The 18,561-nt window shown below is 50.6% G+C and carries 13 protein-coding genes; 9 read left to right on the top strand and 4 right to left on the bottom strand.

Annotation, left to right across the window (positions count from 1 at the left end):
* Nucleotides 1-34: 34 nt before the first annotated feature.
* Complete coding sequence (locus tag AC2CG4_RS07300) at nucleotides 35-1,060, bottom strand: metalloregulator ArsR/SmtB family transcription factor (RefSeq protein WP_484485618.1); 1,026 nt, start codon at nucleotides 1,058-1,060, stop codon at nucleotides 35-37.
* 440 nt (nucleotides 1,061-1,500) lie between these two features.
* On the opposite strand from AC2CG4_RS07300, the gene tkt reads away from it, so the two are divergent.
* Both tkt and AC2CG4_RS07290 read left to right on the top strand, forming a co-directional pair.
* The gene (gene tkt / locus AC2CG4_RS07295; protein ID WP_484485617.1) at nucleotides 1,501-3,504 is read left to right on the top strand and encodes a transketolase; all 2,004 of its coding nucleotides are present in this window, start codon (nucleotides 1,501-1,503) and stop codon (nucleotides 3,502-3,504) included.
* A 197-nt stretch (nucleotides 3,505-3,701) separates the two neighbouring features.
* Nucleotides 3,702-4,874 carry a phosphoglycerate kinase gene (locus AC2CG4_RS07290; protein ID WP_484485616.1) on the top strand — a complete coding sequence of 391 codons (1,173 nt, stop codon included), beginning with the start codon at nucleotides 3,702-3,704 and terminating at the stop codon, nucleotides 4,872-4,874.
* Between the two features lie 80 nt (nucleotides 4,875-4,954).
* On the opposite strand, the gene smpB is transcribed toward AC2CG4_RS07290, so the two are convergent.
* The gene (smpB, locus tag AC2CG4_RS07285) at nucleotides 4,955-5,440 is read right to left on the bottom strand and encodes an SsrA-binding protein SmpB (RefSeq protein WP_484485615.1); all 486 of its coding nucleotides are present in this window, start codon (nucleotides 5,438-5,440) and stop codon (nucleotides 4,955-4,957) included.
* Nucleotides 5,441-5,692: 252 nt separating this feature from the next.
* Here smpB and AC2CG4_RS07280 point away from each other — a divergent pair, with 252 nt between their 5' ends.
* The 6 genes from AC2CG4_RS07280 to AC2CG4_RS07255 all read left to right on the top strand — a co-directional run bounded on the left by AC2CG4_RS07280 (nucleotide 5,693) and on the right by AC2CG4_RS07255 (nucleotide 14,840).
* Nucleotides 5,693-7,075, top strand: coding sequence for a sodium-dependent transporter (locus AC2CG4_RS07280; protein ID WP_484485614.1), 1,383 nt, complete (start codon nucleotides 5,693-5,695; stop codon nucleotides 7,073-7,075).
* Between the two features lie 3 nt (nucleotides 7,076-7,078).
* Nucleotides 7,079-7,513, top strand: a complete 435-nt coding sequence (locus AC2CG4_RS07275) for a type II toxin-antitoxin system RatA family toxin (RefSeq protein WP_484485613.1) — start codon at nucleotides 7,079-7,081, stop codon at nucleotides 7,511-7,513.
* 42 nt (nucleotides 7,514-7,555) lie between these two features.
* Nucleotides 7,556-7,927 (top strand): RnfH family protein, encoded by a 372-nt coding sequence (locus AC2CG4_RS07270; protein WP_484485612.1) that lies wholly within the window; start codon nucleotides 7,556-7,558, stop codon nucleotides 7,925-7,927.
* Nucleotides 7,928-8,090: 163 nt separating this feature from the next.
* A complete protein-coding gene (locus AC2CG4_RS07265; protein WP_484485611.1) occupies nucleotides 8,091-12,050 on the top strand; it encodes a PAS domain S-box protein in 3,960 nt (1,319 codons plus the stop codon).
* Entirely contained in the window at nucleotides 12,047-14,410 is a 2,364-nt protein-coding gene (locus AC2CG4_RS07260) for a PAS domain-containing protein (protein WP_484485610.1), read from the top strand. The genes AC2CG4_RS07265 and AC2CG4_RS07260 overlap by 4 nt, the downstream gene beginning before the upstream one ends.
* A 46-nt stretch (nucleotides 14,411-14,456) precedes the next feature.
* Nucleotides 14,457-14,840, top strand: a complete 384-nt coding sequence (locus AC2CG4_RS07255) for a response regulator (protein WP_484485609.1) — start codon at nucleotides 14,457-14,459, stop codon at nucleotides 14,838-14,840.
* Between the two features lie 6 nt (nucleotides 14,841-14,846).
* On the opposite strand, the gene AC2CG4_RS07250 is transcribed toward AC2CG4_RS07255, so the two are convergent.
* Nucleotides 14,847-16,070, bottom strand: coding sequence for an HD-GYP domain-containing protein (locus tag AC2CG4_RS07250; RefSeq protein ID WP_484485608.1), 1,224 nt, complete (start codon nucleotides 16,068-16,070; stop codon nucleotides 14,847-14,849).
* A 269-nt stretch (nucleotides 16,071-16,339) separates the two neighbouring features.
* Between AC2CG4_RS07250 and AC2CG4_RS07245 the strand changes: the two genes are divergently transcribed.
* Nucleotides 16,340-17,971: a diguanylate cyclase gene (locus tag AC2CG4_RS07245; RefSeq protein WP_484485607.1), complete on the top strand. Its 1,632-nt coding sequence runs from the start codon at nucleotides 16,340-16,342 to the stop codon at nucleotides 17,969-17,971.
* Nucleotides 17,972-18,046: 75 nt separating this feature from the next.
* Here AC2CG4_RS07245 and AC2CG4_RS07240 read toward each other — a convergent pair whose 3' ends face one another.
* Nucleotides 18,047-18,502 (bottom strand): outer membrane protein assembly factor BamE, encoded by a 456-nt coding sequence (locus tag AC2CG4_RS07240; RefSeq protein ID WP_484485606.1) that lies wholly within the window; start codon nucleotides 18,500-18,502, stop codon nucleotides 18,047-18,049.
* Between the last annotated feature and the right edge of the window lie 59 nt (nucleotides 18,503-18,561).

Raw genomic sequence — 18,561 nt, 5'->3', positions numbered from 1 at the left:
TAAGGGGGAGGGTTAGGGTGGGGCTATTTGTGTTTTAAAAATTCGTTGGTTTAAAAAATTGTCGCAATTGAATTTGAAAACCGTTGCGCAAGGCGAAATACACACTCTGACCTTCATCCAGTTTTGCTGCTTGCGCCCAGCGGGAAAAATCCTGCGGTTCAAAGCCCTGCCATAAATCGCCGCAAGCTTCGCGTGCCCAAGCTTGTTCGTGGCGGCAGAGATCGCAGATCAGTAAAGCGCCGCCCGGCGCTAAGGCATTACTTAAATCCTGAAAAATATCGGCGGGTGAGGGGGTGTGGTGCAAAACCATATTCACCACAATACAGTCGGCCAATACTTTATGTTCGGGCAGGCTTTGGGTATCGCTTAAAATAAATTCGATATTGCGCAGACTTTTTTCGCTGGCAAAGGCGCGCGCTTTGTCGAGCATATTGGCGGCGTTATCGAGTGCGATCACATGATTAAATTGCTGCGCCAGTACTGCTAAAAATTCGCCTTCACCCGGGCCGATTTCCAGTGCAAGATTTTTATCGCGCAGTGCTGTGTTGTTGAGCAGTTGTGTCATCTGCTCGGCGTACACCGGATAACTCGCAATCAAGTCTTGCTGCGCGCGAAATTTATCCGCGTTCTCGCTAAAAAATGCTTGTGCGGCTTGGCTGCGCTCCAATTGCAATTCGCGGATCGGCTCGCGCAAGTGCTCGGCAATCGGCAATGTATCCACCGTCGCAAATAGTTGTTGCTGTAGTGCGGCGAGTGCATGATCGGGCGCTAAATAGGCGCGGCGATAAAAAATCGAATTCGCTTCGCGGCGTGAACTCAACAAGCCAGCACTGGTTAACACTTTCAGGTGATGGCTCATGCCCGATTGTTTGGCATTGAAGATGCGGCACAGCTCCAGCACACCAAACGAATCCTGGCTGAGCACCCGCAATATCTCCAAGCGCAGCGGGTCACCAGCCGCTTTTAGCAGGTTGGCCAGTGGGCTGAGCGGAGTCTCCAGTTCGACCATATCGGCCAGGACTGGCAGTGCATCGGAGTGGTCTTGCAGGGATTGGTTCATTGTTTAGTCAATTGGCTATGAGTGGTGTGCAGTCTAGCAGCCAAAAAAACCTATATCAAAATATTTTGATATAGGTTTTAGGCTTTTTTGTTAGGATTTGTTCTGAATGGGTGTTTTTTCGCTCTGTAACCCACCTTTATTGATCAATTCTCGCTAAATCTGGCGATTCAGACGGTTATTTCTTTACGGCCAGCGCCTGCTGGGCGAAAATGCCTGCCCATTTTGTCAGTGGATGCATTTGATTGTGATCGTGAATGTATTCACTCCCAGCGACGGCGGCTGGAACCCAACGACACAAAAGCCCATCAGAGGCCGGTAAATAAGTGGCAATTGCCCATTAGTGCTTTGCAACCCCAGGGCGCCCTGACTTTAATCGGTTCAGGTGCGAAAGCGCCCACCTACAACAGCAATCAACTTATACGTAAGGAGCCTTGAGTTTCATGCCAACTCGTCAACATCTTGCCAATGCAATCCGTGTCCTCTCGATGGACGCCGTTCAAAAAGCTAACTCAGGCCACCCGGGCGCCCCTATGGGCATGGCGGATATCGCCGAAGTTCTGTGGAATGACTTTTTAAAACACAGCCCACAAAATCCCAACTGGGCCGATCGCGACCGTTTTGTATTGTCTAACGGCCACGGCTCCATGCTGATTTACTCCTTGCTGCACCTGAGCGGCTATGCGGTTTCAATGGAAGACCTGCAGCAATTCCGTCAATTGCATTCCAACACCCCCGGCCACCCGGAGCGCGGTTACACCCCAGGTGTTGAAACCACCACTGGCCCATTAGGCCAGGGTATCGCTAACGCCGTCGGTATGGCGCTGGCAGAAAAAGTTCTTGCGGCGCAATTCAACCGCGACGGCCATGATTTGGTTGACCACTTCACTTACTGCTTCCTCGGCGATGGCTGCATGATGGAAGGTGTTTCGCACGAAGCTTGTTCATTGGCCGGTACCTTGGGCTTGGGCAAACTGATTGCTTTCTACGATGACAACGGCATTTCAATCGACGGCCATGTTGAAGGCTGGTTTACCGATGACACCGCCAAGCGCTTTGAAGCTTACGGCTGGCAGGTGATTCGTTCAGTTGATGGTCACGATGCAGTAGAGATCAAAACTGCCATCGAAACCGCACGCGCTGAAACCAGCAGACCGACGCTGATCATCACCAAAACCATTATCGGTTTCGGTTCACCAAACAAGCAGGCATCACACGATTGCCACGGCTCACCACTCGGTCTGGAAGAAGTGGCATTGGTGCGTAAAACCCTTAACTGGGAATACGAGCCATTTGTGGTTCCAGCCGATGTTTACGAAGGTTGGGATGCTAAAGCCAAAGGCGCTGCGGCAGAAAAATCCTGGGGTGAAAAATTTGCCGCTTATCAAGCTGCGTATCCAGAACTCGCCGCTGAATTTGATCGCCGCGTAGTGAAAGGCGATTTGCCTGCAGACTTCGCTGCAAAAGCAGAAGCCTTGATCGCTGAGACTCAAGCTAAAGGCGAAAAAATTGCGAGCCGCAAAGCATCGCAAAACACCATCGCATCGTTTGTTGAGTGGTTGCCAGAAATTCTCGGCGGCTCCGCTGACCTCGCTGGTTCCAACCTGACGCTGGTGAAAAAATCCAAAGGCGTTGAAGCGGGCGATGCAAGCGGTAACTATGTGTACTACGGCGTACGCGAATTTGGTATGAGCGCGATCATGAACGGTGTATCGGCGCACGGCGGTTTCATTCCTTACGGCGCAACCTTCCTGATGTTCCAACAATACGCGGCGAACGCGGTGCGTATGTCGGCGCTGATGAAATTGCGCAACGTGTTTGTTTACACCCATGACTCAATCGGCCAAGGCGAAGACGGCCCGACTCACCAACCAATCGAAGTGCTCGGCACTCTGCGTTTGACTCCAAACTTGGAAACCTGGCGCCCGGCGGACAGCACCGAATCTGTTGTTGCGTGGAAGTCTGCGGTTGAGCGTAAAGATGGCCCTGCGGCCTTGGTATTCAGCCGTCAAAATCTGGATTTCTTCGTGCGTAGCGAAGCACAAGTCGCTGACATCGCCAAAGGTGGTTATGTATTGGTTGATTCAGTGGGCGAGCCAGACGCAATTTTGATCGCCACAGGTTCAGAAGTTGGTGTGACTGTGAAAGCCGCTGAAGCGCTGAAAGCAAAAGGCAAAAATGTGCGCGTTGTATCTATGCCTTCTACTTCTGTGTTTGATCAGCAAGACGCAGCCTACAAAGAATCCGTATTGCCAAGCAATGTTACCGCGCGCGTTGCAGTAGAAACTGCACACGCCGATTACTGGTACAAATACGTAGGCTTCGACGGCCGCATCATCGGCATGACCACCTTCGGTGAGTCAGCACCCGGCGGCGCACTGCTCGAACACTTCGGCTTCACTGTTGATAACATCGTCAACACAGTTGAAGAGTTGTTGGAAGACTAAGTCTCTCTACAAGACATAAAAACACCCGGCGCGAGTCGGGTGTTTTGTTTTATCGGTGTCTCTGTGCACGATAAACATCAGCAGAACTATTTTTAAAAAGCATATAGTTTTAGAAAAGCATTTGGTTTTGAACCAGTATTTAGTTTTAAAAAGGCATTTGGTTTTTATTCGGAACCCTTTCAGAAAAGGTAAAAAGCATGACTGTAAAATTAATGAAAGATCAAGATCTCGCTGGCAAACGTGTATTGATTCGTCAAGATCTGAACGTGCCGTTGGAAGATGGCCGTATCACCTCAGCTGTGCGTATCGACGCATCTATTCCTACCATTCAGGCGGCGCTGGCTGCCGGTGCAAAAGTAATGGTGATGTCTCATCTCGGTCGTCCGGACGAGGGTGTTTATGACGAGGCGGCTTCTCTTGCGCCGGTTGCAAAATACCTGAGCGAGAAATTGGGTCGCAATGTACCGCTGGTGAAAGATTGGGTAGATGGCTTCTCTGATCAAGGCGATTTGGTGTTGCTGGAAAACGTACGCTTTAATGTTGGCGAAGGCAAAAACTCTGATGAGCTGAGTAAAAAAATGGCAGCGCTGTGTGATGTGTTTGTAATGGACGCATTCGGCACCGCGCACCGCGCGCAGGCATCGACTCACGGTGTTGCGAAATTTGCTCCTATCGCTTGCGCTGGTCCATTGCTGGCAGGTGAGTTGGATGCCTTGGCAAAAGTGTTGGATAACCCGGCGCGCCCATTAGTGGCAATCGTTGGTGGTTCAAAAGTATCGACCAAGTTGAGCGTGTTAGATGCATTGTCAAAAATCGCTGACATTCTGGTTGTTGGTGGTGGTATCTCCAACACTTTCGTAGCGGCTGCCGGTTTTGAAGTAGGCAACTCGCTGTACGAAAAAGATTTGATCCCCGAAGCGCAGCGCCTGTGCAAAACCACTGAAGTGGTTTACGCAACCGATGTGCGCGTGACCAAAGAAGGTTTCAAAGAGTGGAGTCACAATTCCGTTGCGACGGTGAAAAAGCCAAGTGAAATTGCGGCTGACGAAGAAATTATCGACTACGGCCCGGAAACGGCTGCGCGTGTTGCAGAGATCATCAAAAACGCAAAAACCGTGTTGTGGAACGGCCCATGTGGCGTGTTTGAATTTGATGCGTTTGCACAGGGCACTGAAGTGATTTCCCGCGCAATCGCTGCGAGCGAAGCTTTCTCGGTTGCCGGTGGTGGCGATACATTGGCCGCAATCGACAAGTGGAATTTGGCCGATCAAATTTCTTACGTATCTACCGGCGGTGGTGCCTTCCTTGAATTCGTAGAAGGCAAAGTATTGCCTGCAGTTGCGATTTTGGAAGAGCGCGCAAAAGGCTAATTCGTTAGTTTTTTGCCGCATAAAAAAATGCCGGTGCTGAAAAGTACCGGCATTTTTTTATCGATAAGAAAGGCGAAGTATTAATCGCGCTTGCTTGCGGTTTGAAACAGGCGTTGTTTGTCCCGCGCCCAGTCGCGTTCTTTTTCGGTTTCGCGTTTGTCGTGCAGTTGTTTACCCTTGGCGATGGCGATCTCTAATTTGATCAAATGATCTTTCCAATAGAGCGCGGTGGGCACCACTGTGTAACCTTTTTGATTGACTGCTTCTTGCAGGCGATTAATTTCGCGGCGGTTGAGCAGCAATTTGCGGTTGCGGAAGGGGTCGGTGACAAAGTGCGTTGAGGCGCTTACCAGTGGCTGAATCTGTGCGGCTTGCAGCCAGGCTTCATTGTTTTTGAATACCACATAACAATCGGTGATATTGGCTTTGCCCGCGCGCATGCTTTTGATTTCCCAACCGAGGAAAGCAACGCCGGCTTCAAAACGATCGTGTAATTCGTAATCGAATTTGGCTTTTTTATTGAGGGCAATGGTATTGCCTTGGTTTTTTTGCGCTTTTTTGGCCATGAACTGGTAACTACTCAGGGTGTGTCATCAAACGGGCGGGCATTATATCGGCAAAGTCCGCGCCCTGTCTTGATGTAGGATGGTGTATGGGCTTATACCCTTGGGGCAATCTAGGTACAATTCAATCTCGAACGTCATTTTGTCAATCATGTACGCCATTTTGTAAGTCATTGTTGCGCGCTATTTTTGGTGCGATCTGTGCTTAGCTAAGAATAATTACGTCTCTATTGAGACTCAAAAGAGGAGCAGCGCGTGAAGCCACTGAAGCAACATACTATTTGGGGATTGCGCGGCAGTTTTATTCTGGCCGCGACCGGTTCTGCTGTGGGTTTGGGCAATATTTGGAAGTTTCCCTACATTACCGGCGAGAACGGCGGTGGTGCGTTTGTGTTGATGTATTTGCTGTGGATCGCGGTGATTGGGATTCCGATCATGATGGCGGAAATTTTAATGGGTCGCCGCGCGCGCGCCAATCCGATTATGGCAACCGCCGAGTTGTGCCAAACCTCGGGTGCGAGCAAAGGCTGGACGGTAATTGGCTGGATGGGCGCGCTCGCCGGGCTGGTGATTTTATCGTTCTACACCGTTATCGCCGGTTGGACGCTGGAGTATGTGCAATCGGCATTGAGCGGCAAGTTTGCCGGGCTGACGGGTGAAACATCGCAAGCGCTGTTTAATAGCCTGTTGGCCGATAACAGCAAGATGCTGCAATGGCACACCATTTTTACCCTGATGACAGTGATTATTCTGGCCTTGGGCGTGACCCGTGGGCTGGAGGCCTCGGTGCGCTGGATGATGCCGTTGTTGTTTTTACTGTTGTTGATATTGCTCGGCTACGCGATGGTTGAGGGCGAGTTTGTGACCTCACTGCGCTTTATGTTCAGTTTCAACATTGAGGATATCTCTTGGGAATCGGCGCTGACCGCTATGGGGCACTCGTTTTTTACCCTGAGTTTGGGCATGGGCGCGATCATGGCTTACGGCGCCTATATGCCGAGCAACCAGTCTGTGGGGAAGACGGTGATGTTGGTGGCGCTGCTCGATACGTTGGTCGCGCTAGTGGCGGGAGTGGCAATTTTTGCACTGGTATTTACCACGCCGGGCCTTTCGGTGGGCAGTGGCCCGGGGTTAATGTTTGTGACCCTGCCGGTGGCGTTTGGCAATATGACTGCAGGCATGGTGATCGGCGCGGTATTTTTTGTGATGATGATGCTCGCCGCCTGGACCTCAACGATCTCACTGTTGGAGCCGGGTGTGGCCTATCTCAACGAACGCTTTCGCCTGACGCGCATAGGTGCCAGCCTGCTGCTGGGGGTTATTGCCTGGTTGTTGGGCCTGGGCTCGGTCTGGTCGTTTAATGACTGGTCAGATAAACAATTCCTGTGGGGCAAATCCTATTTTGACAGTATGGATTTTATCGCCACCAATATTATGTTGCCGCTCGGAGGGGTGTTAATTGCTCTCTTTGTGGGCTGGAAATTGCGCGATGAGCACTTGCTGCATGAATTTAAATTTGAGTCGCCACTGCTGTTAAAAATTTGGCGGCCCATTTTGCGTTATATCTCCCCCATTGCGGTACTGGTGATTTTGATCAACGGAATTTTTCCGGTATTGCGTAGCGTATTTGTGGAGTAAAACGTGGCTCATCGAGTAGAGAGATCGGCGCTGGTGAATTATTCGGCGGCGCAAATGTTTAATTTGATCAACGATATTGAAGCCTATCCGCAGTTTATGGATGGCTGCAGCGGGGCGAAAATTCTCGCCCGTGGTGATGACTGGTTGGAGGCGCGGCTGGAGTTGAGTAAAGCGGGTGTAAACCAGAGTTTTGTAACACGAAACCAATTGCAGCCACCGCACAGCATGAGTATGAATTTGGTCGATGGTCCGTTTAAATACCTGCGCGGCGTGTGGCGCTTTACGGCGTTGAGCGAACAGGCATGCAAGGTCAGTTTCGAGCTGGAGTTTGAGTTGCAAAACCGTCTGCTGGGCATGGCGGTGGGCAAATTATTTGAAACGGTGAGCAACAAACAGGTCGATGCTCTCTGTGCGCGTGCCAAACAGATTTATCAGTAATTTCTATTTTATTTTTTGATCTCTTTTTGATGGACAGACAGCATGGCCGATTTTGATCTCATCCGGGTGGAAGTAGCTTACGCACTGCCACACAAACAAAAAATTATCGCCCTCTTGGTTGAGCCGGGCACTACCGCTCTCGCAGCCGTGCAGCGCTCGAAAATTACCGATCACTTTCCCGATCTGGATATCGCCAGCGCCAAAATGGGGATTTTTGGCCAATCACTCGGTACCAAAGGTATGGACAGTGCCGATAAACATATCCTGCACGCCGGTGATCGCGTTGAAATTTATCGCCCTCTCGCGGCAGATCCCAAAGATGCGCGGCGCAAACGGGCAGAAAAAACCGAGAGCGCCAAACCTGATATCGCGAGTCAGGCATCGAGTGGCACCTCAACCGACGTTCAGCAATAGTTTAATCCTCTTTCTCGTCTCTCTTGGTAGTGTTTGGCGTTGCGGTTCAATGATGATGAGCCGCAATGTGAGCCTGCCCCGGTAAAAATTTGCACTACACTGGGGTAATAGTGCGTTTTTGCTGGTTGCTGGCAAGCGCTAAACAACACGCCCGAGAGACCGCATGTCGCTGAAATACAAACACCTTTACCGCTGGCTGCCTTGGTTTTCCGCCTTGGCGTTGACGGGTGTATTTGTGTTGTTTATGTGCGCTGATTTAAAAGTGCACCAGCAGGTGTGGCATGAGCGCCTGAGCTGGAATACCCAGACCCAAAAAAGCGAGCTTGATACTACCGCGCGCGACCTGACGCAGCAGGCTATGTTGTTGGCGCAATTGATCGGTCGCGATCAAGCGGTGCTAGATAAAGTGCGCGCGGCACATAAGGTCTTTAGTGCAGAGAATGGCGCGGGTGGCGCTGAACAACTGCGAGTGCAGCGACAGGCGTTGCAGGCGCAATTACAAGACTATTGGGGCGGAATGGAAGTGCTGGGGGGGCGCTATTTAAGCGTGTATTTTTCCCCCGGCGTGGTTAATTTTTTGCGTATGCACCGCCCGGATCGCTATGGCGATAGCCTTAGTGGTTTGCGCCCGCTGCTCGCCAATGCTTTTAGTTCCGGTGTTCCGACTTGGGGAATCGATGTCGCCCGTCAGGGGAGCGGCTATCGCGCTCTGTTGCCTATCACCGCCAACGCCGACCAGACTGGTGGAGTCATTGCGGTGCTAGAGGTGGGTATGTCAACGCTGCCACAAAAAGCGGATGAGCATGCTGCGCCTATACAGATGGCGGTGTTTTTACGCAAAACGGCAGTCGAACAAATACTTTGGGAGCAGACTCGCCAACAGCTCAATCAGCAAAATCCAACTACCGTGGATGACTGGCGGCTGGAGAATACAACTGATCCACAGCTGCATGCCTGGTGGAAACAGGGGTTGGTGCCAATCAACCAACAGGGGCAATTGCTGCATACCGAAGGTAAGACCTACATAGCCTCATGGTGGCCGTTGCAACAGTGGGATTTGCCTCTGCCGGAGTCAAGCTTGGCGATGCTGGTATGGACCGATATAACCTCGGTCTATAAAGATTATGTATCGATTCGCCAACGGGTAATTGCCAAGTGGCTGACTGCTCTGGTGTGTGCGCAGTTGTTATTACTGGTATTTATTCGCTTGTACCGCTCCTATTTGCGCAGCCTGATCGAACAGCATAGCGAGCAAATGCGTGAAGAGCATGCGGTGAGTGAGCAGGCTCTGCAGCGGTTAGCGCTGGCACTGCGCTCCAGTGATTCCGGTTTTTGGGAATGGGATATAGCCCACGATAAAGCCAGTTTTTCCCCTGAATGGCGTCAACTCTGCGGCATAGGCCCAGAGTCACCCAACTCACTCGACCTGGATGAGTGGATGAGCCGTGTCCACCCCGCCGATAAGCGCACCAGCTACAGCGATATTATTCGCCATATCAAAGGCGAAACCCTCATGTACGAAAACGAATACCGGCTCAAAATTCACGATGGTAGCTACAAGTGGATTCTTACTCGCGGCAAGGTGGTGGAGTGGACTGCAGAGGGTAAGGCTGCGTTGATGGTGGGGGTGTATACCGATATCACCGAGCGCAAAAATACTGAGCTAATCAGTATTCGCCAACAGGCAGCACTGCACTCGCTCAATGAAATCGCCTCGCTCTCGGCGGTCGATCCAGATGATCAATTGCACCGTGCGCTCTCTTTGGGCGCGCGCTATCTCGGCTTGAGCAACGGCATCATCAGTCAGATCAACGATGAAGAATACAAAGTTCACGTGCAGTTTTCCGCTCAGGGCCAGCATGCTGCGCCCAGCGCCAGTCCGCTGGGCAAAACCTATTGCAGCCTCACACTAAAGCGCCTAGAGGTAGTGGCGGAAGATAATATTCCCGCCAGTCAATATCGCCAGCACCCCGCGTATTTACTTAGCCAGATAGAAAGCTACATTGGCGTTCCGCTGTGGATAGGGGGAGAAATTTACGGCACGCTGAGTTTTAATTCGCGGAAAAGCCGACATCACCAATACGATTCGCTCGACCGGGATTTTGTCCGCCTCTTGGCGCGCTGGATCAGCTCCGTAGTGGAGCGCTGGCAGCAAGATGCCGAGAAAAAAATTATTCTGCAGCGCTTCCAAAAACTCAGCGAGCGTCTGCCGGGGTTTTTGTATCAGTTTCAACTGCGTCCAAATGGTAGTTCGTTTTTTCCCTACGCCAGCCCGGGCATTAAAAATATCTACGATGTTAGCCAGGAAGATGCTGCGCGCAGTGCCGATAAAATATTTGCGGTTATTCATCCAGACGATGCCGGTTGGGTGGGTGAAAGTGTTTCCTACTCGGCCGCCCACCTCACACCCTGGGTGGCGACGGTGCGCGTCAATAATCCCCAGCGCGGCATGATCTGGACTCATATAGAGTCCATGCCGGAAAAATTGGATGACGGCAGCGTGTTGTGGAATGGCTATGTATCGGATATCACCGCGCTGAAACAAACTGAGCAGCAACTTAAAGAAACTAATGCACTGCGCAAAGCCATTCTTGATGCGGCCAGCGTGTCGATTATTTCAACCGACAAAGATGGCATGATCAAAACCTTCAACCACGGCGCAGAGGTGATGTTAGGGTACAGCGCCGAAGAGCTGATCGATAAACAAACGCCCGCGCTGATCCATTTGCCAGAAGAAGTTACCACTCGTGCGCAACAGCTAACGCGTGAACTGGGTTATGAGGTAAAACCCGGGTTTGAGGCATTTATTGCCAAGGCTCGCGAAGGTGGTATTGATGAAAATGAATGGCACTATGTGCGCAAGGATGGCAGTCAGTTTCCAGCACTGCTCACCGTGTCAGCACTACGCGATGCTGAAGGCGAGCTCACCGGTTATTTGGGGATAGCGCGTGATATCAGTGAAATAAAACGTATCGACCAAATGAAATCGGAATTTATTTCCACTGTCAGTCATGAGCTGCGCACACCGCTTACCGCAATCAGTGGTGCGTTAGGGATTTTAGTCGGCGGGTTTGCCGGTAGTCTGCCTGAATCATCGGTACGCATGATTCAGATTGCACACAACAATGCCCAGCGGCTGATTTATTTAGTTAACGATTTACTCGACATGGAAAAGTTAGTTGCTGGAAAAATGCATTTTGAGCTGCAGCCCCAAAAGCTATTGCCTTTGCTGCAGCAAGCGCTCGAAGCCAATGCCGCCTTCGCGCAGCAATATGGTGTGACCTACGAACTAATCGCACCTGCTGATGACGTGGAAGTGTCAGTGGATGATCAGCGATTATTGCAAGTGCTGGCGAATTATTTGTCTAACGCGGCGAAGTTTTCGCCGTTGAATGAGGTGGTAACAATTCATATTGAATCGCATTTTGGTTATGTACGAGTGCTGGTAACTGATAAAGGCCCGGGCGTGCCGGACGACTTCCGCGCGCGGTTGTTTCAGAAATTTTCTCAAGCTGATTCATCGGACTCGCGTCAAAAAGGCGGTACGGGTTTGGGGCTGGCTATCTGTAAAGAAATTATTGAGCGTATGGGCGGCAATGTCGGGGTGAATTCAGTGCCGGGTGAGGGGGCAAGCTTCTATTTTGATTTGCCCTGTGAAGATTCCACACCCAAAGTTCCAGCCTCTCGCGTCGAACCACAAAAACTAAAACCACATGTGTTGCTTATTGCCGATGCAACTGAAAAGGAAAACGCAATGCTTAGCGCTTTGCCCGCACAAGAATACGAGGTGGATTGCGTAACGACTGAGCAGTCGGCTTTGGAGCATTTGCAATTGCGTGACTATGATTTAATTACGCTCGACCCGCAATTGCAGAGCATGGATGGCCTTTCTATAGTGAAGCATATTCGCGAGCGGGAATCCCATCAGCTCAAGGGCAAGAAAAAAATACCGATTATTATGGTGGTGGATGCTATCGAACAGAGTAAAACAAATTTGTCCTCGCTGACCGAATGCGATGATGTTTTCTGGTTACAGAAGCCAATAATAAGCAGTCAATTAAATACTATGGTTAGGCAGGTATTGGCAGAGGTGCCGGGTGTGTCGCGAGGGCCGGTGCAATGAAAGCAGCTAATCCAATTGATGAAGATGAACGGCTCGCACACTTATATCGTTTGGGAATTTTAGATACTCAACGCGAACAAAGTTTTGATGATATAGCCCATTTGGCCATGACCTTGTGCGAAGTTCCGATTGCGGTTGTCTCGCTGGTTGATCGTGAGCGTCAGTGGTTTAAAAGTTGTCTTGGTTTGGACGGAACAGAAACCGCGCGCGACCTCGCTTTTTGTGCACACGCCATACTCACACCAGATGACGTATTGGTGGTTGAAGATGCTTTGCTCGACTCCCGTTTTAACGATAACCCATTAGTTACGGGGGAACCTTACATTCGTTTTTATGCGGGCGCACCCTTGATTACCGATGCAGGTTATGCGCTGGGTACACTCTGTGTGGTTGATCGTATCCCTCGTCAGCTAAGCGCTATGCAATTATCGACGCTGAAAATATTAGCGCGGCAAATTATTCAGTTGCTAGAACTGCGCGAGGCGAATAGTGCCCTCGCACAGGAACGTGAATTGCTCGACGACGTACTCAAGGGCGCTAACTTGGGCACCTGGCGTTGGAACGTGCAGACCGGTGAAACTATTTTTAATGAACGCTGGGCGGAAATACTCGGCTATAGCCTCGCTGAACTTGCACCAGTCTCTATCGATACCTGGCTGTCGCTCACTCATCCAGAGGATGCAAAAGTATCCTGGGCACTATTGGAGCAACACTTTAGCGGTGAATTGGAATTTTACGAAAACCAATTCCGCATGCGGCACAAGCTCGGGCATTGGGTAACGGTGTTTGCGCGCGGCCGGGTGATTAGCTTTACCTCGGCAGGTGCCCCCTTGTGGATGGCGGGTACTCATGGCGACATCACTGAGCTGCACAATTCGCGCATTCAACTGCAGGAAAGTGAACTTCGTTTGCAGACCATGATCAGCAATTTCCCCGGTGCGGTATATCGCTGCGAAAACGATCCGCGCTGGACGATGCTGTATTTGAGCCCCGCCGTGATGCACTTGACGGGCTACCCTGCTGACGAATTCCTGCGCCCGGATTCGCCGCGTAGTTTTACCGATTTGACTCATCCTGATGATGTGCCTTGGATCGCTGAAAAAGTTCATGCAGCGCTTCGCGAGAACGAAACATTTGAACTCTTATTTCGTTTGTCCCATACCGATGGCCATTGGCGTTGGGTGCGGGAGTTTGGGCGAGGAATCTATGCGGAAAACGGTGACTTAAAATACATTGATGGTTTTTTGTGGGATGTGACCGAAACAGAGTTAGCCAATAAAGCGATTCAGCTTAATGAGCAAAAACTATCTTCACTCTATGCACAGGCGCCTCTGGGTATTGCATTGAATGCCCTGAGTGATGGCCGCTTTCTGGAATGTAACCCGGAGTTGTGCAGATTGGTTGGCTACAGCCAGGCTGAATTAATTGCTCTAAATTATTGGGATTTAACCCCTGCAGAATATCAAGCTCAGGAACTTGAACAGATTGAAAGCCTTCATCAAAGTGGCCGATATGGTCCCTATGAGAAACAATATCGGCACCGCGATGGTCGCATGATCCCAGTGTTGTTGAACGGAGTATTGATCGACAGTCCGGATGGGGAGCAGAAAATTTGGTCCTTCATTCAAGATATTACCGAGCGCAAACGGATCGAGCAGATGAAAAATGAATTTGTATCGGTCGTTAGCCATGAACTGCGTACCCCGCTCACCTCCATTTCCGGCTCGCTGGGATTGATGAACAGCGGCAGACTTGGCGATTTACCGGCCAAAATGAAAAGTATGTTAGATATTGCCTACAAAAACGCTCAGCGCCTGACACTATTAATTAACGACTTGCTGGATATGGAGAAAATTCTCGCGGGGGAAATGGTGTTTGATATGCAGGAGCAGGCGCTCCTGCCGATTTTGGAGGCATCGCTGGAGAGTAACAAAGCCTATGCCGCTACTTTTGATGTCGCGCTGGTGTTGCAAAATGAGGGTGGCAATCTGTGGGTGTGTGTCGATGCGCAGCGCTTGCAGCAGGTGCTGGCCAATTTTATTTCCAATGCGGTTAAATTTTCGTCGGCTGGAGGGCGAGTTGAAGTGCAATTATCGCGGCAAGGTGAGCAGGTGATGATTGCCGTAGTCGATTATGGTCCAGGTATTAGCGACGCATTTCGCGCGCATATTTTCCAGAAGTTCGCCCAAGCGGACGCGTCTGATTCACGTCAGCGCGGCGGTACCGGTTTGGGGTTGGCCATCAGTAAAGCGTTTGTCGAGCGCATGCACGGCAGTATTGGTTTTGAGTCAGAACCGGGGCGGGGCGCGACGTTTTTTGCCTGCTTTCCGGTGATTGATCAACCGATTTTTTTACAGTAATCCCTGCGCAGTTGCGCATCATTCGTTCCTTTATAGGTGATTAATAATGGCACACGAGTTGAACCGTATTTTATACGTTGAGGACGATCCGGATATTCAGGCTATCGCGGTGATGGTATTGGATAGTATTCACGGATTCACTTTGGAGTCGTGTAGTTGCGGCAGTGAAGCGCTGCAAAAAGCCGTGCCGTTTAAGCCGGATTTGATATTACTCGATGTGATGATGCCGGGCATGGATGGTCCGGAAACGCTCAAAGGCTTGCGTGCTTTTCCTGAGCTGGCAGACACGCCAGTCGTATTTATGACTGCCAAGGTGCAGCCGCAAGAGGTGGAGGGCTATCTCAATTTAGGCGCCGTCGGTGTCATCGCCAAACCATTTGATCCTATGACGCTGGCGCAGGAGTTGCTGGATATTTGGGCAAAGCAATAAATCGGGCTAGCCAATACCTGACCAGAGCATATCGAGATTTTTAAAACCCCAGTCATCGGGCGATTCGCGCCCGATAATTTTCTCTTTTCCTACTAGCGTCGCCAAATCCAACGTTTCTTGAATAATTGGCATTTTGGTTTTGGCTGAAAAAAACACCTTCACTCTGGGGCTGAGCAAAGAGCTTTCGTGCTGCTCCACTACCACAGCCAACCGTCCACTCTCCAGCCGCACCAGTGAACCCGTTGGGTAGATGCCTACGGTTTTAACAAATGCCTGAAATACTGCCTCATCAAAATGGCCTTTACTCCACTCGGCCATTTTGCGAATCGAATCCGCTGGCGCCCAGCCTTTCTTGTAGGGGCGGTTGGAGGTGATCGCGTCATAGACATCACAAACTGCTCCCATTTTGGCAAACAGGCTAATAGTGTCGCCCTTGAGCCCGTGGGGATAACCGGTGCCATCGACTTTTTCGTGGTGATGCAGGCAGACATCGAGCACCAAAGGACTGACTTTATAGCTTTCAATTAAAATTTTGGCGCCCACATCGGGGTGGGATTTGACGATGGCAAATTCACTATCGGTCAGTTTGCCGGGTTTATTGAGTACCTTGAGGGGGATGCCGACCTTGCCGATATCGTGTAATAAGCCGGCAAATCCGGCTTCGTGCACCATGTCTTCGGTAAGGTTCAATTGGCGCGCAAGGGCAATCATTAGCGCGCAGACCGCCACCGAGTGCATGTAGGTATATTCATCAGCAGTTTTCAGCCGCGCTAAACTGATCAATGCATGGGGCTGGCGCAAGACAGAACTAGAAATGTCTTCCACCAACTCCCGCGCCTGCTCGATTTGAATCGCCTTGCCCATACGTGCATCGCTGAACATGGCAATAACGGCCTCTTTGGCTTTGGCACAGAGCTTGGCAGCTGTCGCTATTTCATCTTCAAGTGCAGTTCTTTCTTTACTCGGCGCACTTTCCGCCTCCATTAACACAGCTTCAGTTTCCCGCGCGACTTCCTCTTCAGTTTTCCCCTTAATCGCAGCGGTCAAATCAGCGCCTTTCTCTACATCGATCCACAGTTCTTTAATTCCGCTGGCTTGTATATCGCGCAGGTCTTTTTCATCGGTTAACAGAAATTTGGTTTTCCAAAACGGGTGCTCCATCCATGAACCGCAAAATTCACAAATGAACATGCCGAGCTGAATGTCTTTAACTGCAATTCGTTTGAGCATGTCGATCCAATAGATGAAGACAAAAGGGGGAATATTGATGTGCTCTGATGAGTATAGTCAGGGTTTTTTTAGCCAGCGGAATGAAAGCGGAATAAATTGTTCGGTGCGCTGATGGGGCTATGTTGTTATGCCGTAAGATTGGCTAAACCCTCAATTCATTCCTATTATTCAGGTTAAACCCCTTGCCGAGAATAATGGCGGTGCAGGTGTCAGTAATGCGTGCGCGCACTATAATAAGAATTTCCTTCTGCCCCCAACACCGGTTGCCCATGGATAAAAATGCTGAAATTACGCGAAAACTGCAGGCTCTGCGTGACGACTATGCGGCGCGTTTGCCTGCAGAGATTGAGTCGCTACGCGATTTAGTCAATAAATTGAGCGATCCTGAATTACAGCGTGGTGCACTGGATCAACTAAGCCAGAAACTGCATAAGTTAGCAGGCTCTGCGGGCAGTTTTGGTTTTGCAGACTTGGGTAAGCAAGCGAAAAAACTGGAGTTGCAAGCACAGACATGGCTCTCGGCCAAGCAGTTGGATATGGGCATGTTGCGTGTTTTTGCGGTTGCGGTTGCGGCGCTGGATGGGCAGGCGCAAAGCGATAGCGCAAAAAAAATTCCCTTGGTATCGCAAAGTGCGCCACTCAAAACCAACACCCTGATCTATGTATTGGAAGACGACCCGGATGTAGCGGCGGAGGTCTGCATGACGCTGCGACACTTCGGTCATCAAGTTGTGCATTTCTCCACTGTCGCGGCGGCGGAAGTAGAGGTATTGCGACAGCCGCCTGATTTCATGATTTGCGATATTATGTTTACCGAAGAGGGGCGTGAAACCCCCGCTGCAGTTGCTAATTTACAGTCCCATTTACCAGCCCCCATTCCGGTTATTTTTGTATCTACACGCACGGATTTTGATGCCTATCATGCCGCTGTGCGCGCAGGGGCAGTGGGTTATTTTGTGAAACCGTTGGATATCATTCGCTTAGTCGAGTGTTTTGAATACTATCTTGATCGGCATCGCAGTACACCGCATCGGGTGCTTATTATCGATGATGATTTGGCGCTGGCGGAGCATTATAAGTTGGTGCTGAGTTCAGCCGATATTCGCGCCGAAGTCAGTAATAACCCGCGCGATATTTTTGAAGTGCTACAGGATTTTCACCCCGAGTTAATTTTGCTCGACATCAATATGCCCGGTTGCAACGGCATCGAATTGGCACAGGTTATTCGCCTTAATCAGGACTGGCTGCGCGTTCCTATTACCTATCTTTCATCGGAGCAAGATGAAGAAAAACGCGCGATGGCAATGGGCCGGGCGGGCGATGACTTTTTAAGTAAGCCCCTGGGGGATCGCGAACTGATTACCGCCGTGTCAGTGCGCGCAGCGCGCAGTCGTCAATTAAGCGATGCGCTGGATCGAGATAGTCTGACAGGGTTGCTCAAACATTCGCGTATTAAGGATCAAGTGGATGCAGAATTGAATCGGGCGGCACGTGGGGGCGAAAGCCTAAGTGTAGTCATGCTTGATCTCGACCATTTCAAACGGGTTAATGATACTTACGGCCACCCGGCTGGCGACAAAGTGATTAAGGCAGTTGCCCATCTGCTGCGTCAACGGCTGCGCAAAACCGATGCCGTGGGACGCTATGGGGGCGAAGAGTTTGTCGCTGTGCTGCCGCGTTGCAGTCGCGAAGAGGCGCAAGCGTTGATGGATGATGTGCGTCAGCGCATGCGAGATATTACTTTCACGGTGGATCAGCGCAGTTTTAATGTGACACTCAGCGCAGGTATTGCCGCTTATCGGCCTGGTGTGGAGCGTGCTGAGCAGTTGTTACAAGAAGCTGATGCTGCTTTATACCGCGCTAAAGCTGAAGGGCGTGATCGTATTTGCTTTGCCAATTAAATGATTTCTGTTACCCCATAAACAAAACGCCCGGAAAGCCGGGCGTTTTGTTTAATCGGATTGGGGCTGCTTTTTTTACTCAATTTCTTCTGGATCTGGCACTTTTGGCGGGGTGCTGTCTTCAGTGGGAACTGGCACATCGCGGTTCATGTCATCCAGGTATTTTTCAGATTTATCGCCTGACAAGGGCGCCTTACCAGGCAGATAGTTACCTTCCGTCTTTACCAACTTGTCATTTTCAAAATACACGGTGTAAAGGTATTGGGTAATGTCACCCTGCGACCCGCGACGCACACTATAAGGGTAATCCCAGCGATCATCATTGAAGCTGTCGGGGAGTAATGTATTGCCGAGCACAAAGCGTACTTGCCGCTTGGACATGCCCAGTTTCAGTTGCTCCACCATCTCTTGGGTGATGATGTGCCCCTGCTGGATACCGACTTTATAAACACCGGGAAAGCGGAAGCTTGAGCAAGCGGTGAGGCTGGAGATTAATATCGTGGCCAGAAAAACACGGCTGGCTAATTTCATACAAGGGCTTCCACTAACGAAAATGAACGGGGATAATACCCGAACCACAGGAAGACTGA

The sequence above is a fragment of the Cellvibrio sp. ATLC23 genome (genome assembly GCF_057196725.1).
The sequence above is the reverse complement of the archived record's forward strand: the minus strand, read 5'-3'. Positions and strand labels throughout refer to the sequence as shown.